We start from the raw sequence: 15,849 nt of genomic DNA, 5'->3' as shown, positions 1-15,849 counted from the left end.
TAATGTTTTCTATCACAACCATACGATGAAAGTAAATTGGAAGCGGTTCAACCATTGACGGATATCGGGACGCCCCTTAATATTAGGGGAACAATAAAACACCAACACGGGTCATGGACTTCAGTCGCATGAGAAAAGTCTATATTTGTCTGCTTTTGTCGATCAAAGCAACAATGCGTTGAAGCGTTTGTTTTGTCCCGCCCTATCGTGTCAATGGAATTCGATAAGGGTAACCACATTTTATAGGATGGAGAGGGGTTCTCACACATGAAAAAGAAATTTTGGATGTCACTGATGATGGTTGCTTCAATGATCGTTGCAGCAGGTTGCGGAAATAACAGCGGTACAGGCTCGGAATCCGAAGGATCAGGGACTACAACAGGTGGAGGCAGTGAGGAAAAATCATATCAGATTGCCATCTCGCAGATTGTTGAACATCCATCTCTGGATGCTACACGTGAAGGATTCATCGCAGCCCTGAAGGAAGCAGGCATTGAAGAGAACAAGAACCTCAAAATCGATTACAATAATGCGCAAGGTGATTCGACGAACAACCTGTCCATTGCACAGAAAATCTCAGGTGATTCCAAAAACGATCTCGTACTCGGCATCGCAACACCATCTGCGCTAGCGCTGGCTCAACAAGTGAAGGACAAGCCATTGTTGTTCGCAGCAGTGACAGACCCACTGGGTGCCAAATTGGTGACCGATATGGACAAGCCGGGCGGCAATGTTACAGGTGCATCGGATACGAATCCAGAGGCCATTGTACAATTGGCTGACTTTATCGCTAAAAATCTGCCGGATGTGAAAACGGTGGGCTTGGTCATTAACGAAGGTGAACCAAATGCAGTGGTTATGGCAGATAACGCAGAAAAAGCGCTGGCAACACATAATATCAAGCTGGTGAAAGCACCAGTTACGAATACATCTGAAGTAAAACAGGCAACGGATTCTCTGGTTGGCAAAGTAGACGCCTTCTACATCACGCTTGATAACTCTGTTGTGAGTGCGGTGGATACGATCATCCAAACGGCAAACAGTAATAAAATTCCGTTCTTCTCCAGTGATCGGGATACCGTTGAAAAAGGAGCTTTCGCAACCGTTGGCTTCAAATATTATGACCATGGATATCAGGTGGGTGAGATGGCCGCGGACATTCTGAAAAATGGTACGAATCCTGGTGATATGAAAGTCACCGTTCCGGACAAACTGGATCTGATCCTGAACCTGAAAGCGGCTGAAGCCCAAGGTATCACGGTTACGGATGAGATGAAAGCGGAAGTAAAAGATCAGGAAAACAACATTATTCAATAGAATCAATTCATAAATTTAATGAGTTATGAGATTGATTCAATAATCTGACCGGAGTGTAATCCGGCAGTATGGATGCGAGGCGAACATGCAACGGGTTCGCCTCATTCTTTTCGATAGACAGGGAGGAAGTAGTGTGAGTATAAGCTGGAATTCAATTGAAGGAGCAATCGAGCTGGGGCTTTTATATGCACTGATGGCACTTGGTGTTTATATTACGTTCCGCATACTCGATTTTCCTGACCTTACCGTAGACGGAAGTTTTACAACAGGAGGCGCAATCGCGGCGGTTATGATCTCCAATGACTTCTCTCCTTGGCTTGCCTGTTTGGCGGCAATGGCTGGCGGCATGGTGGCTGGGGCTTGTACAGGTCTGCTTCATACCAAAGGCAAAATCAACGGATTATTGTCCGGGATTTTGATGATGATCGCGCTCTACTCCATTAATATGCGTATTCTTGGCGCACCGAATAAATCCATTATGGGTATGGATAATCCATTCTCAGGTGAGCATGTCATGGTGCTAATTATCATCGTGGTGCTGGTGTTTAAAATCATGCTCGATCTGTTCATGAAAACAGATGTTGGACTGGCACTCCGCGCGACAGGTGATAACAAACGTATGATTCGCAGCTTTGGTGCAAATACGGATGTGACTACCATTGTAGGGGTCAGCTTATCCAATGGATTGGTTGCATTGTCTGGTGCATTCATTGCACAACAATCGGGTTTTGCGGATATCACGATGGGCATTGGTATGATCGTCATTGGATTGGCTTCGGTGATTATCGGTGAAGCCATTCTTGGTGCAAGAACGGTCTTCTGGGCTACACTTGCAGCGATCGTTGGTTCAATTATATACCGGATTGTGGTCGCGCTTGCCCTTCAAGTGGAATGGTTTGATACATCTGATCTGAAGTTGATCACCGCGGTAATTGTCATTATTGCATTGGTGTTCCCTACTATGCAGCGCTCCATGAAGCAGCGTAGTCTGGCTCGCAAACGAACGGAAGAGTTGATGCGATCCGGGGGTCATCAGGCGAAGGGAGGTATGTGATCATGCTGGAGATTACGCAAGTAACCAAGCTGTTCAACCCAGGCACAACGGATGAGAAGACCGCGCTGGTTGGTGTGAATCTGACGATGAATCCGGGAGACTTTGTGACGGTGATTGGCAGTAACGGAGCGGGTAAATCCACGCTGATGAACATTATCTCGGGTGTGATGAAGCCGGACATGGGTGATGTGCTGATCAATGACCGCTCCATTAAAAACCTGCCAGAGCATAAACGCAGCAGCTGGATTGGCCGGGTGTTTCAGGACCCAATGGCAGGAACAGCACCACATATGTCCATTGAAGAAAATATGGCGATGGCATACAAACGTGGCAAAGGACGCGGACTGGGCTTCGGAGTTACCCGTGCCAGACGGGAGATTTTTAACACGCAACTGGAGAAGCTGGGAATTGGACTGGAGAAGCGTCTGAATGCAAAAGTGGGTCTCTTGTCTGGCGGGGAGCGGCAGGCACTCAGTCTGTTGATGGCGACCTTTACCCAGCCGCAGATTTTGCTATTGGATGAGCATACGGCAGCCCTTGACCCTTCACGTGCCGAACTGATCACGGAACTGACGGAGACACTTGTGCGAGAGATGAGACTGACTACATTGATGGTGACGCACAATATGGAGCAGGCCATTCGTCTGGGTAACCGTCTGATCATGATGGACAAAGGCCGAATTATTCTGGATGTCAGCGAAGAGCGCAAGCGTACGTTGACTGTCCCTGAGTTGCTTGGTGAATTCGAACGGATTAGCGGCAAAAAAATGGCGGACGATCGTGTCGTGCTGGGTTAAGACAAGGGAACACTTGTTGGAAGAACAGATATACGTATCGTAATCCACAATCTAAGCCATCTATAAGTTAGACCATAAAAACCTTTTGCGTTCTCGCAAAGGGTTTTTATGGTATGTTGAACACGTTGAAAAAATGGAATGAATCTATACGATTTCGGATCAGCGAATTATACATAGTAGGAGGAACCAGGCATGTCTTTGCAATTGGATGAAGGGACATATACGGTCACGCGGCGAACGGAATCCATTCGTCTACTCGCCAAGGAATTTGCACTGCTGCATTTTCTGTATGAAAACAAGGAAAAAGCCTTCACCCGCAGTCAACTGTTGGACCGGGTATGGCCTTTGGAATATCCGGTTGAACGCACTGTGGACGATCATATCTATCGCCTGCGCAAGAAACTGAAACGTTGGGATGAGATCCGTCTGGATACAGTACGGGGCTATGGATATCGGCTTGCTGTGCATGAGAACAAGTCCGCTCTACCCGTTAGCCCTTCTGCTCAGGACCCAGAAATGCAGGAAGTCATTTACGGATTACTTCGTAAATATCACTTGTTTGGGCAGGGAAATGCCATACAGATCCTGGTTCAACAGCAGGAAGCACTCGGCATTCAGGTTGCCCCTTATTATCAGTTGTATATCCGTTTTATACAGGGAGATCTGGAGTGGCTGATTACAACAAAGGAAATTCCCTTTGAGGAGCGCTTATACTGGTTATTGATCTTTGTTCATTCGCTAATTGAACCATCAGCAAGCTTACCTTTGTATGAACAGGCGCTGAATTCATCGGCATTGTCTGCCGATCAGCTTCGCGAACTCCGCATTCTGAACATCGTTGAAGTCTATGTAGAGGTGGGCCAATATCAACGGGCCAAAGCACAGCTGGAGGAAACGTATCGTGTAATAGAGACTGACGAGCTCAAGAATTTCAGACTGCCTGTAGCACTTGCAGCGTTGTATGTGGAACTGTGGGGTGGCAGCGGTGAAGCTGTTGAGGCTCAGATGGCAGTTATGCGGTCAGGATTGAAGGATGCCCCGTATCTGCGAGAGATCGGACGTTTTCAGGTGATGGAAGGATTATGGTTACTTCGCCAGGGACGGATTCGTGAGGCAGAGTTAAGAATGGATGACGGTCTGGATGTATTGAAAATGTCGCTGAACGCACCGTTATATCTGAATGCTGCATATCAGATTCTCCTATTCCTGGGTCATCATCGAATCGAAGGTAGAATTCGCAGTAAGTATCGTCAAGTGTATGCAGAGATCGGCAAAAGTTACGGTGTACCCGCATATGGACAACAAATTGTAGATGAAATACGTAACTTTTTATCCCCCATCATCCCATCCTCTGATCTTCCTCTGATATAACGCCCTTATGATTACAGCCAAGGAACATATAGGCCGCAAACGGCTGTAATCAAGGGAGGAAGTACATGTATGACCGTCATTTCAAATGAACCCACATCCAATGAATCCACCGAATCACCCGCCTCATCTGCGGAATCTTCCAAAAGCTTATGGACCAACCTCCGGTTTGTCCGCATGTTTATCGCATACTCGCTGGCTACGTTTGGAGATTGGTTCGATGCACTCGCCATCCAGGTGATGGTGGCCTACCGCTGGGGTGCTGATCCACTAATCATTGCACTTATTCCTGTATGTATGGCTCTCCCGGGTATACTGCTGGGCTCCTTTGCAGGTGCTCTGGCTGATCGACTGCACAAAGTGAAGATCATGATCTTGTGTGATGTGATCACCGTGGGATTAACCGTTGCTATTTTATTCGCACCAAGCCCGGCATGGTTGCTGCCACTTCTTGCCCTGCGGGCCATGATGGGAGTGTTCCACGTTCCAGCTCAGCAGGCGTTAACCCGTCAGGTGGTGGCAGAGGAGCATCTGTTTCAGGCATCGTCCCTAAACGGTTTTGTGAGCCAGTGTTCGAAAGTGGCGGGACCACTTCTGGGGGCAGTCATTTTGGCCTTTTTCTCACCACAAATCTGTATTGTCATTAATGCCTGTACCCGCCTGTTGTCGGGTGTGGTATTATGGCCCTTGCGGCGTTTGGTGGAAAAGTCGGATTCCGTTGAATCAGACGGAAGTGCTGCTAGTGAAAAGGATGGATCGGAATCTTTGTTCTCCCAGTGGAAGCAAGGCTGGCGTTTTATACAGAGCAGTCGCACCGTGCTGAGTACGATTTTGTTCGGCTGTTTTGGACTCATGGCCATTCTCATGATTGATTATCAGTTTACGACCCTGTTTCGGGAGATCAAGCCAGGTAACGAATCACTGCTCGGCTGGTTGGGTTCATCGGCAGGAGCAGGGGCAGTCGTCATCATTTTGTTGTTAAATCGCTTGCCGAGAATTGGGTATGGGTGGGGACTGGGTGGAGGATATCTGTTCGTGGGTGCCGGAATTGCTGCGCTAGGGTGGATCGGCCCACAAACACCTGAAATTTGGGTCATTATCTGGGGCCTCTGTATCGGGCTGGGCAATGGACTCTTTATGGTAACACTGAATTATTTGTTGCAAAAGGAAACCCCTCCTGCCTATGTAGGGCGCGTCTTTGGCATTCAAAACTCGTTATCCAGTGTTGTACTGGTTGTAGCTCCACTTGCAGGTGGAGCGCTCATTCGAGTTGTGGGGCCGAGCCCCACCTTTCAATATATCGGTCTAGCTACGCTGGTAATTGGTCTTGCCGGCATTCTACTGCAGCGCATTTTGTGGGAGGGAAAGCAACCTCTCGTGTCTGAAGCAAAAGAGATCATTCCGCAGGAATCGGTCTGACAGCCTTGTCCGGACCATTTTTAATCATATATCTACAATATAAAGAACAGCCGCTTTCGGTACTCATCCGAAGGCGGCTGTTTGCACGTTGCCTTTGTTATACATCGTTGAACGAATCACACTTCCCACCAAGCAAAATAAGCAGTAGAGGCCATCAGTCCACCAACCGAAAGTGATCCGCTGACAGAGAGGTTAATGGCTTGACCCGGAGGAACCACGTAACGGCCAAATTCATTGGACAGAAACGGCCCTGCTTGAAGGGGCATAGCCATCAATGGCGTCGCTCCTGAAGGTGCAGCAGCAGAGAACCGTACCGTGGCTACGCTGGTATTGCTGCTGGAAAGATTACTGTTTACCGGCGTGAGTGTGGTGGGGGATGTCAGTGTTCCATTAGCGCTCAGACTCATGGAACCGCTGAAGGAAGATAACAGATTGAGTGAGACCGTAATTCCACCAGAGAGCCGGGATACGTATAGGGTTTTCCCGCTCCCTGCGGGATTGGCCAATTGTACGGTGGCGATAACCGTTCCTCCCAGCAACCCCAGTGTTGTAGAGTTGGTGGAACCTGCATTGTACAGATTGCCCGTACTGCCAGCATTATTCTCCGGAGGTGCAACAATGCCGGGAGAAATATACGTGTTGGTGTTGGACGTATAGACGGGCTGGCTTAACGGATTAAATACATTATTATTCGGCATAGTGTGCACCTCCTTTTATCAGAATCAAACTCAGAACTCCCACCAGAACAGATTAATGGCTGCCGTCTGACTCCCAATTCCTAAACTAATGGATAATGTTTGTCCCGGTGGAACAATAATGGAGCCATTCAGATCCAGCGAATACATTCCTGCGGTGAGCGGAATACTTGCAATGCTCGTGAAGGTTCCCCCCAGGGTACCTGTATTTTGTCTTGTGGTAACTACACTGGCGTTGGTATTTCCAAGTAACGTATTGACGGGCACTGGTGTGCTACCAACAGTCACGGTTCCTCCAGAATAGATAACAAGAGTAGCCGCCGCTGTTGTGCCTCCTGTGAGGCTGGATATGCGTATTGTTCGGCCGCTGCCAGCCGCATTCAAGATCTGTAGAAGAAGGTTCTGGTTGGAAGGAATCGAGGTATTGTTGGTCGTCAGGGCAAAAAAGCTGCCAGCAGCAGCTGCACCGCTGTCTGGTGACGCTTCAATGCCCGGGGCTGAGAAGGTATTGGTCAGTTGAGTAAACAGGGGACGATTGGATTGGTTGAATACATTATAGTTGGTCATCTCATCCACCTCCCATAGACCAGTTCATTTGAGCAACATTCCGATTGATTCGCATTTCATTGTACTTGCAGTGTATGTGAAAGAAGCAAAATGGATTGGGGACTGAGCCGTATATCTGGAAATAACGGCGGTTGCCGTGCCCGTATATCCAATCCGGGCATACGATGCGTAAGCACATTTTTTAAGGGGAAATCGAGATGAGTCGAACAGCAAAGCAAAGCAAGAAGAGAATGAAGCAACCAACTAAATATGTCAGTCGCCGCAGCTCCCGTCATTCCTGCCGCGCTAAATTGCTGAAACCCCCTTGTTCCCGGATTACTCGTCCCCGGTTCAAGCAGGGTGCTTCCTCACGCACGAAACTCCCTGGTGCTATTCATTGTTTTACAGAGCATACGTATGTCGGAGCCGAAACCAGTAGCAGCATGGATTCACTCCCGGCACAAGACACCTCATCACTCAGCATGTATACCTATGGCGTTGTGAATCGGGGAAAACATCCGGCTCTTGTACAGATCCAGATCAGCCCAAATGCCGTGGATTATGCTGTGGACAGCCAGGAGGTGGTCGCGGGAGGCCAGACCAAAGCGCTGGTACCATTGCGATTTTTGCACTATACCCGGCTTGCAATTCGATCCGTTGAACCGGATCAGCCGACCCGGCTCGATGTTTACTTTCAGGCACAGCGTATGCCGTAAGGGAGTATGATCTCACAGATTTGACCAGGGAGGAGGACGAGACACATGCCTAACTTTACAACGTTTAATACGAATCCGGATAATCTGAGAACGTTGATTTTTGGCCAGGATAGTACAGGCACAGCCCAGCCTGTCAGAACGGATACGAGCGGGAACGTGGTTGGCATTATTTTGGACGGAACGATCAGTAACATCTCAGGTCTGACCACGGTTACAATTAACGCCGGAACCATTACTAACATTCTGAACGGAACGATCACGAGTGTACTTGGAGCAACGATCACGGCAGGTACGATCAACAGTGTGCTTGGAGCCACAGTAACAGCGGGTACTTTAACGAACTTGCTAAATGGTACGATCACAAGTGTATTGGGAGCAACGATCACGGCGGGAACCATCACCAGTGTACTCGGGGCAACCGTGACAGCAGGAACACTAACTAACTTGCTGAATGGTACAATCACGAGTGTGCTCGGAGCCACGGTGACCGCAGGAACGTTGACGAACTTACTGAATGGTACGATCACCAGTGTATTGGGAGCGACGATTACCGCCGGAACGATCACGAGTGTGCTCGGAGCCACGGTGACAGCAGGAACACTGACGAACTTGCTGAATGGTACGATCACCAGTGTATTGGGAGCAACGATTACCGCCGGAACGATCACGAGTGTGCTCGGGGCCACGGTGACCGCAGGAACATTGACGAACTTGCTGAATGGTACGATTACCAGTGTATTGGGAGCGACGATTACCGCTGGAACGATCACTAGCGTGCTTGGAGCGACCATCACGGCGGGTACCATCACAGGTATACTCGGAGCAACGATTACCGCAGGTACGATCACCAGTGTACTCGGTGCAACGGTAACAGCGGGTACGTTGACCAATTTGCTGAATGGTACGATTACGAGTGTACTGGGAGCAACGATTACAGCCGGAACCCTGACGAACTTATTGAACGGAACCATTACAAGCGTACTTGGCGCAACCGTAACTGCTGGTACATTGACGAACCTGCTGAACGGTACGATTACGAGTGTACTCGGGGCAACGATCACCGCAGGAACCCTGACAAATTTGTTGAACGGAACGATTACCAGTGTGCTGGGTGCTACAATTACAGCGGGAACACTTAGCAGTGTGACGTCCATTTCACAGAAGAGTTTTCAGGAGTCCCAACTCATAAGCACCCCGACCGCAAACACCTTCACAGCGCTCCCAGCGGTTACGACCAGTGTATTTGGCACGTATTCTTTCTTTGTATATAACCGGGGGCCGGGTGTAAACCGGGTAGATGCTCTTGTTGAGATCAGCGCAAACGGAACGAACTGGTACACGGATGTGACGACGGTAACGGGCATTTTGTCCGGGTCAGTCGATGTATTGGTACCGCAGCGTTTTCTCAAATACACGCGTCTTTCCTACCGCTCCAGCCTAATCGGCGCACCTAGCACGATTGATGTGTTCTTCAATGGACAAGGCACATAACCCATTTATTTGTCATATAGGTACATGGAGTTCCTTTGGTGGACTTCATGTACTTTTTTGTATTGGAGGTGGTTGCATTTGAAGAACCGTTTACTTGGAATCCATATGATTGTTCAAAATGAAGAACATCACCTGCCCCGCTGTCTCGACAGCTTGAAGCATATCAGCACGGAATGTTTTATCACCGATACTGGCTCATCCGACCGTACACCCGAGATCGCCAGAACGTACGGAGCAACGGTATTTCACGCCCGCTGGCAAGATGACTTTGCCAATGCACGAAATATCAGTCTGCCTCTGGCGAGCACGGAATGGGTCCTGTGTTTGGATGCCGATGAGTACGTTACGCAGGGATTGGAAGAACTGCTGAATTATTTACCTAAAGTCCATAAAAGCATTTCAAGATTACGTATTACCATAGAGAATCGATACGGTGAAGGGGTAGAAGAGAGTGTTATCTCTCAGCCAGTGAGGCTGTTCCGTGCTCATCAGGGGTATCGATATGCGGGACGCGTCCATGAGCAGTTGGTTCGTTGTATGCCAAGCAAGCTTGTCCTGGATGAGGCTGCTGATATGAATAAGAGCGAGACCTATACAGATGAACAAAGCCAATTGATCGAGACTGAACCGCTTGCTCCACTATGTCTGATTCATGATGGATATCTGGCCTCAACAATTGCGAAGGAACATAAACCAAGACGTAATTTAAAGCTGATTGAGCGGGAACTCGCAGATGAGCCTGCACAGCCTTTTCACCTGTACAATCTGGGAGTAACGTATTGCCAGCTTGGTCAGGTCGAACAGGCAATTGAAGCGTTCCGTGAATCATTGCGCTTGACAGAGTTGCTCGCACCATATCGACCTACACTGGTTAGAGATTATGCAAAGACCCTTGTGGGATCGGAACATTACGACGAGGCGCATGCAATTCTGGCTGTGGAAAGACAGCGTTATCCATCTTATGCTGATCTGCACCTGTTGTATGGGGAGACGTTGGAGCTGCAAGGTTTGGAGGAGCGTGCATATCAATCGTATGCCCGAGCAACGGACTGCCGGGAAGGAATAGACCGTGTTGGACACAGTGATGGCGGTAGCGCTTTAGACGCGTCATATGTAACGGAAGCAGGTTCTGACAGTTACAGAGCTTATACCGCCATGGCAAGACTTGCACAGAAACGGGGATTCCTGAATGAGTCTGCACATCTGTACGGGCTGGCTCTGGACAGCATGTTCACATATGCTCCGGCATGGGCAGGGTTGGCAGATGTGCTGCAACAATGCGGTGAAACCGATGAGAACATAGCAGAAACATTGCTCGCCAGATGCCGAGGATTCGAGGAATCGGGTCACGGTGATTCGATTCGTGTTGAAATGCCCCATTCATATGCAGTGACAAATGAGGACCATCTGGTGAAGGTGATTTATGTTCTAGCAGGCTGTGGGGTATATGAACAGGCATTGAAAATGCTGGATACTGATGTGCGTACCGCTCGTATCCATGTAGCGGATCGAATACATTGGATGTTATGTGCGAATAGGGTTTCCGAAGCGCTGCAACTGGCAGAAGAACACTGGAGCGCAGGGTGTATAAATGAAGTCAATCTGCCGGCTGAGCACAGAATGGATTGGGCACTGGCTTGTTGGACCAACGGATTACGATTATCCGAGGCGTTCCTCGCAACTACGCTTCCACAAGAAAAGAACGTTTGGAAGGTCATGGATCGACTGCTGAATCAGTTAACCAAAGAGCCGCGAAGCATGAAACCTGCTTCACAAGAACAAAAGCTTATGCAATGGGGTCCGCAGGCAGAGATGGTACCAGAAAAGGTTGTGCAGCAAGCCGTAAAGACAGGACAGCTTACACTTGCTGAGCAACTGCATGAGTTGCGGGCCATGATGATGTGTGATCATTGGGGAACGACTTTAACTCGAAGGCGAAAGTTTGCAAGTCTGCTGTATCGTCAGGGGTATACCATGGTAGCCGCGAACATCCTGATTCAGTGCATGACCGAGAGTGAACTGGATGCTGAAGGTTTATTCTGGCTGGGTGAAACGCTGTATGCCAAAGGCCACAATGATCAAGCGCTCTCTCTGTTCGAGCAGGCTCTGGAGCGGGAGCCTGATATGCGGCAGGCCCGAGCTGGAGCAGCTGTATGTTACATGCGGTTGGCAATGGAGGCCATCCAGCAGGAAATGGTTCGTTCTTCGTCTTCAGGTGTACTCTCTGCACAATATACTGCACTGGAACAAAGGCTGCGAACGACCGAAGGCATCCCTTGGCGTACGTTTTTCCAAGCGAAGGAAAGGAGGAATCAGCTTGCGAGCGGAACGAATTTCCCTATGCATGATCGTGAAGGATGAGGAAGAGTTGCTGCCTCATTGTCTTGCCAGTGTCCAGGGAGCGGTGGACGAAATTATTGTAGTGGACACCGGTTCATCGGATCGCAGCGCGGAGATTGCGAAGCAATATGGAGCGGTGGTTGTGGCATTTGAGTGGTGCGATGATTTTGCCGCAGCACGGAATGCTGGCCTGGAGCGCGCTTCCGGCGACTGGATTCTCTTTCTTGATGCGGACGAGGCGCTCGATAGGGCTGCGCGGGAGCAGATCAGGAGCTGGACGGCGGTCAGCGGATGTGACGGATTGTTTTTAAACATTCATAACTATACAGGTACGGGTCAGCAGGGGGTTACCGTGAATCCGGTTTTGCGTCTCTTTCGTAATGCCCCGGAGCATCGGTTCGAAGGTCGAATTCATGAGCAGATTGCGGCGGCAATTTGCCGTAGGAACCCAGAGGCTGCATTTCATGTGACGGACATGGTCATCCATCATTATGGGTATCAGACGGCGATTGTGGAGCGCAAAGATAAGGTGAAGCGTAATGTTCGCCTGCTGCAACAGGCAGTGGAGGAAGAACCGGATCAGCCGTTCCATCACTATAATCTGGGTGTCGAGTATCTGCGTGTGGGGGAAGCGGAGCGGGCCTTGGAGACGTTTGGTGTGGCTCGGATGGGGATTGATCCTGCGGTGACCAGTTACGCGCATTTGCTGTTCAAATATGAAGTTCGTTGTCTCCAGCATCTGAATCGCTGGCAGGAGGCATTGGATCGCATTGATGCTGCGCTTGAACTCTTTCCAGAATACACGGATCTGATGCACCATCGCGGGGGATGTGCAGACGCATTGGGTGATGCAGATCGGGCAGAATATTCGCTCCGTGAAGCTATTCGCATGGGTCCACCTCCCCCCATATACCATACGGAAGAAGGCATCGGCACCTATCAGACATGGTATACGTTAGGACGATTACTGGAAGGAAGGGCAGATCTGGAGGGTGCGGTAGATGCTTACGTGGAAGCGGTGCGTGCCAAATCCAGTCTGTTACCTCCGCTCTATCGGATATTCCGAATTATGCGAGTTTCCGGGCAGGAACATCAGATTCCAGAGCTGGTGAGGGAGCGCTTTGCACTCAGTTCGGAAGAGGCTACACACAAAGTATTGGGCATTCTGGAGCAATCTCGTTGTTATGATGCGGCTCTGGAATTGTTATCGGGTGTATCCACACAACCTTCCGGAGAGATGAGGGAGCGTTTATCTGTGGCGGAGGCGATGCTCCAAATCCAACAGGGAAGATGGAACAAGGCGCGTCTGAAACTGGAACCTGTGCAGCGGAAAAAAGGGCTGCTCGCGATCTCGTCTGCTCGATGGCTCGAACGTTTGGAGTGGATAGAAGGCAAGGAAGTCAACGGAGATGATCCACTGACGTTGTGGTTGAAGCGTAGTTCGCAGCTAGGAGCAGTAACGAATGAGGAAGTGAATGTGCCGACAGGGCGAACGGTGGGTCTGAGAGCAACAACGAAGAAGGACATGGGCTCCAGCATAGACGGAACGGTTGCAGGAACAGAGTATGATGGTTGGCAGGCCCTTGGACTGATGATGGAAGGATGTGTACAGTCAGGGAGATGGAAAGAGCTGCATAGTCTAATTCAGATGTGTCGACAGCAGTTGGCTGGAGATGATTTATCTGTTGGGGAGAGCGTTCGAGCGGGAGAGAAGGAGAAAGTGATGGAAGGCAACAAGGAAAACGGGAAGGCCGGTTACATGGAGTCTTTCCCTGGGGCTTCGGATACCCTGACGGGAACAAACTGGCTGGTGAAGAGATTGGTCAGTGCTGCGGATCATCATCTGGAGGTGTTCGCTCAGCATGCAGATGGACATCGACACCGTTGTTGGCCTGTTGTTCAGCATATTCGGCTTGAACTGCCAGGGGCGGATGGGTTCGAGAACTAATTCGAGAGCTAAATGATATAAGGTAGGTGCAGGAGCTAAAGGTAATGCAGATGCGTACTGGATGGGGCTGAACTCCGTTGGTGAGGGGTGGTGATGAATATGGGCATAGGGATTAGTTTGTGTATGATCGTGAAGGATGAAGCCGGTTCACTCCAGCGGTGCTTGAATGCAGTCAGGGATGTTGTGGATGAGATCATCGTTGTGGACACAGGCTCGGTAGACGATACAACTGAAATTGCGCGTCTCCATGGTGCTGTTGTAATTCATACGGAATGGAACGGAGATTTCAGTGAAGTCCGTAATTTGTCGCTGGCCGCTGCTACGAAACCGTGGATTCTGGTGCTTGATGCGGATGAGGTATGGGTACAGACCCCTCAGATGAAGACAGAACTCATGCGGTTGTTAGCGGCAAGTAGGGATGACGTGTGGGGATACTGGATACAGGTCACAAGTCTGCTGGGTGTGTCCGGTGAAGAGCGTGTGACGGATGCGGTATGTCGTTTGTTCCGAAATGATCCCCGAATTGCCTTTCAGGGCAGAATTCATGAAGAGATTGCTTCTTCCATCCTGGCACTGGCTCCGCAAGGTGTGTTTCATTCTGGACTTGAGGTCATTCATTATGGATATCTGGAGCAGGTGATTACTGCCAAAAATAAAGGTGCACGAAATATGCAATTGATCCGCTCCGCGTTGAATCAGGAGGGCGACCAACCGGAGTTGTTATATGCTCTGGCTGCCGAGTGGTTTCAGCAAGCGAAGTATGATGAAGCACTCCGTTTGTTACAGCCATTATTAGCACAACTTATGCCGGAGTGTGGATATCACTCGGATCTGGTGCTGAAAACGGCTTACGCCTGGCGAGAGATTGGCATCCCGGAACGGGCACTTGCTGTAGTGGAAGCATGGGCGCCCGTGTATGAGGATTTTCCGGATTTGTTGGAGCTTGGTGCTGTACTTGAACTGGACCAAGGGAGAGAGGACGTGGCCTTGGGTTGGTTAAAACAGGCTAAATCAGCTGCTTTTACAGCCAGCAGGTATACATCAGTCTCTGGTGCTGGGACCTATCGTAGCCTGACGCTGGAAGGCATGGCATATGAGCGGACTGGTCGCTGGGCAGAGGCAGAAGCCGCGTACATAGCGGCGCTGGGCATGCAACCCGGCAGCATGGCTGCATGGCAGCGGCTGTTGTTGCTGGCCGCAGCCATAGGGCGGCCGCATGCCATCGCCAGCGTCGCCGCTCGGGTAAGCTTGCCGCCTGTGGCATGGCAAGCGTTGATCCCGGCCGCGCTTGCCGCGCATCGGCCGGAGTGGCTGTTGCGCCATGCGGCGGCGCTGGCTGCACCGCTGCGGGCACAGCCGCTTGCCGCCGGGCTTGCGCTGGCCCAGCTGGGCGAGGACACCGCGGCTCGGGCGGCTTTGCAGCCCTGGGCGGCGCATGCGCAGCACGGGCCAGAGGCGGCCCTGGCGCTTTGGGCGCTGGGCCACAAGCAGCCCGGCAGGCGCAACGCCCGAGCGGCGGCTCGCCAGCAGGCAGCGCTGCCCGCAGCGGCCCACGCCGCTGAGGCGTTGCTCAGCGCGGGGCCACGGCCGGCAGCCAGCCCCGCGGCGCGGCGCCCGCTGGCCCGGCCGCGCCAGCGCGAGGCGGCGTGCTCGCCGCTGCGCAAGCGCTCGCCGGCGTAGGCGCCTGGGCCGCATGGCTGCGCCTGCTGCAAGCCCTGCCGCCCCGCGGCGCGCTGGCGTTGCTCGCAGCGCTTCCGCCTGCGGCCCGCTGCGGGTTGCTGCGCGCACCCGTGAGCGTCCGCGAAGGGCTGCTTGCGCTATGCGGCACGCCTGACGGCGCGCAGCAGCCCTTCGCGGACGAAGTGCCCGCCCCGGAGCGCACCGCTCACGCGCTCCTTGCGGGCACGCTCGCGCTGCTCGCCGGGCGGCAGAACCTGGCGCGTGAATGGGCCGAATTGGCCCAACTCACTGCGCGGCAACCTGCCGCCAAAGGTCGCCCGGCGACGAAAATCCCGCCGGGCCTGCAAACCCTGCTGCGCCTGACAGCACCCGGCGCAGCCTCTGCCAAAGAGTACACCAACCAGTGCAACATGTTACTGATACACCTATAATTTCCTTTAATCTTTAATCTTTAATCTTTAATCTTTAATCTTTAATC

General features: G+C 51.1%; 13 protein-coding genes. 11 read left to right on the top strand and 2 right to left on the bottom strand.

Annotated features, from left to right (window positions below; all coding sequences use genetic code 11):
• The first annotated feature begins 267 nt into the window (after positions 1 to 267).
• The 5 genes from MKY44_RS27305 to MKY44_RS27285 all read left to right on the top strand — a co-directional run bounded on the left by MKY44_RS27305 (position 268) and on the right by MKY44_RS27285 (position 5,955).
• Positions 268 to 1,317 (top strand): ABC transporter substrate-binding protein, encoded by a 1,050-nt coding sequence (locus MKY44_RS27305; RefSeq protein ID WP_074092683.1) that lies wholly within the window; start codon positions 268 to 270, stop codon positions 1,315 to 1,317.
• Positions 1,318 to 1,510: 193 nt separating this feature from the next.
• Positions 1,511 to 2,371 (top strand): ABC transporter permease, encoded by an 861-nt coding sequence (locus tag MKY44_RS27300; RefSeq protein WP_051154091.1) that lies wholly within the window; start codon positions 1,511 to 1,513, stop codon positions 2,369 to 2,371.
• A gap of 2 nt (positions 2,372 to 2,373) precedes the next feature.
• The gene (locus tag MKY44_RS27295) at positions 2,374 to 3,168 is read left to right on the top strand and encodes an ABC transporter ATP-binding protein (RefSeq protein ID WP_100528246.1); all 795 of its coding nucleotides are present in this window, start codon (positions 2,374 to 2,376) and stop codon (positions 3,166 to 3,168) included.
• A 192-nt stretch (positions 3,169 to 3,360) separates the two neighbouring features.
• On the top strand, positions 3,361 to 4,539 hold the full coding sequence (locus tag MKY44_RS27290) for a winged helix-turn-helix domain-containing protein (RefSeq protein WP_341009437.1): 1,179 nt from the start codon (positions 3,361 to 3,363) through the stop codon (positions 4,537 to 4,539).
• Between the two features lie 69 nt (positions 4,540 to 4,608).
• Entirely contained in the window at positions 4,609 to 5,955 is a 1,347-nt protein-coding gene (locus MKY44_RS27285; RefSeq protein ID WP_341009435.1) for an MFS transporter, read from the top strand.
• 116 nt (positions 5,956 to 6,071) lie between these two features.
• On the opposite strand, the gene MKY44_RS27280 is transcribed toward MKY44_RS27285, so the two are convergent.
• Both MKY44_RS27280 and MKY44_RS27275 read right to left on the bottom strand, forming a co-directional pair.
• Positions 6,072 to 6,653 carry a hypothetical protein gene (locus MKY44_RS27280; protein WP_341009433.1) on the bottom strand — a complete coding sequence of 194 codons (582 nt, stop codon included), beginning with the start codon at positions 6,651 to 6,653 and terminating at the stop codon, positions 6,072 to 6,074.
• Positions 6,654 to 6,683: 30 nt separating this feature from the next.
• A complete protein-coding gene (locus MKY44_RS27275; protein ID WP_341009431.1) occupies positions 6,684 to 7,217 on the bottom strand; it encodes a hypothetical protein in 534 nt (177 codons plus the stop codon).
• A gap of 197 nt (positions 7,218 to 7,414) precedes the next feature.
• Between MKY44_RS27275 and MKY44_RS27270 the strand changes: the two genes are divergently transcribed.
• From MKY44_RS27270 to MKY44_RS27245, 6 genes are all read left to right on the top strand, one after another.
• Positions 7,415 to 7,912: a DUF6385 domain-containing protein gene (locus MKY44_RS27270; protein WP_341009429.1), complete on the top strand. Its 498-nt coding sequence runs from the start codon at positions 7,415 to 7,417 to the stop codon at positions 7,910 to 7,912.
• A 45-nt stretch (positions 7,913 to 7,957) separates the two neighbouring features.
• Complete coding sequence (locus MKY44_RS27265) at positions 7,958 to 9,403, top strand: DUF6385 domain-containing protein (RefSeq protein WP_338707274.1); 1,446 nt, start codon at positions 7,958 to 7,960, stop codon at positions 9,401 to 9,403.
• 78 nt (positions 9,404 to 9,481) lie between these two features.
• Positions 9,482 to 11,764 carry a glycosyltransferase gene (locus MKY44_RS27260; protein WP_341009427.1) on the top strand — a complete coding sequence of 761 codons (2,283 nt, stop codon included), beginning with the start codon at positions 9,482 to 9,484 and terminating at the stop codon, positions 11,762 to 11,764.
• Positions 11,721 to 13,691 carry a tetratricopeptide repeat-containing glycosyltransferase family 2 protein gene (locus MKY44_RS27255; protein ID WP_341009426.1) on the top strand — a complete coding sequence of 657 codons (1,971 nt, stop codon included), beginning with the start codon at positions 11,721 to 11,723 and terminating at the stop codon, positions 13,689 to 13,691. Before MKY44_RS27260 ends, MKY44_RS27255 begins: the two co-directional genes overlap by 44 nt.
• Before the next feature lie 123 nt (positions 13,692 to 13,814).
• Positions 13,815 to 15,371: a tetratricopeptide repeat-containing glycosyltransferase family 2 protein gene (locus tag MKY44_RS27250; RefSeq protein WP_341009425.1), complete on the top strand. Its 1,557-nt coding sequence runs from the start codon at positions 13,815 to 13,817 to the stop codon at positions 15,369 to 15,371.
• Positions 15,338 to 15,802, top strand: a complete 465-nt coding sequence (locus MKY44_RS27245; RefSeq protein WP_341009423.1) for a hypothetical protein — start codon at positions 15,338 to 15,340, stop codon at positions 15,800 to 15,802. The genes MKY44_RS27250 and MKY44_RS27245 overlap by 34 nt, the downstream gene beginning before the upstream one ends.
• Positions 15,803 to 15,849: the final 47 nt, after the last annotated feature.

Origin of the sequence: Paenibacillus sp. FSL R7-0026 (assembly GCF_038004485.1) — a bacterium.
Taxonomy (GTDB): Bacteria; Bacillota; Bacilli; order Paenibacillales; family Paenibacillaceae; genus Paenibacillus; species Paenibacillus xylanexedens_A.
The sequence above is the reverse complement of the archived record's forward strand: the minus strand, read 5'-3'. Positions and strand labels throughout refer to the sequence as shown.

Bases quoted from the DNA above. Each gene is read 5' to 3' on its own strand.
- MKY44_RS27305 (WP_074092683.1), top strand. From the start codon at position 268: ATGAAAAAGAAATTTTGGATGTCACTGATGATGGTTGCTTCAATGATC.
- MKY44_RS27300 (WP_051154091.1), top strand. From the start codon at position 1,511: ATGGCACTTGGTGTTTATATTACGTTCCGCATACTCGATTTTCCTGAC.
- MKY44_RS27295 (WP_100528246.1), top strand. From the start codon at position 2,374: ATGCTGGAGATTACGCAAGTAACCAAGCTGTTCAACCCAGGCACAACG.
- MKY44_RS27290 (WP_341009437.1), top strand. From the start codon at position 3,361: ATGTCTTTGCAATTGGATGAAGGGACATATACGGTCACGCGGCGAACG.
- MKY44_RS27285 (WP_341009435.1), top strand. From the start codon at position 4,609: ATGACCGTCATTTCAAATGAACCCACATCCAATGAATCCACCGAATCA.
- MKY44_RS27280 (WP_341009433.1), bottom strand. From the start codon at position 6,653: ATGCCGAATAATAATGTATTTAATCCGTTAAGCCAGCCCGTCTATACG.
- MKY44_RS27275 (WP_341009431.1), bottom strand. From the start codon at position 7,217: ATGACCAACTATAATGTATTCAACCAATCCAATCGTCCCCTGTTTACT.
- MKY44_RS27270 (WP_341009429.1), top strand. From the start codon at position 7,415: ATGAGTCGAACAGCAAAGCAAAGCAAGAAGAGAATGAAGCAACCAACT.
- MKY44_RS27265 (WP_338707274.1), top strand. From the start codon at position 7,958: ATGCCTAACTTTACAACGTTTAATACGAATCCGGATAATCTGAGAACG.
- MKY44_RS27250 (WP_341009425.1), top strand. From the start codon at position 13,815: ATGATCGTGAAGGATGAAGCCGGTTCACTCCAGCGGTGCTTGAATGCA.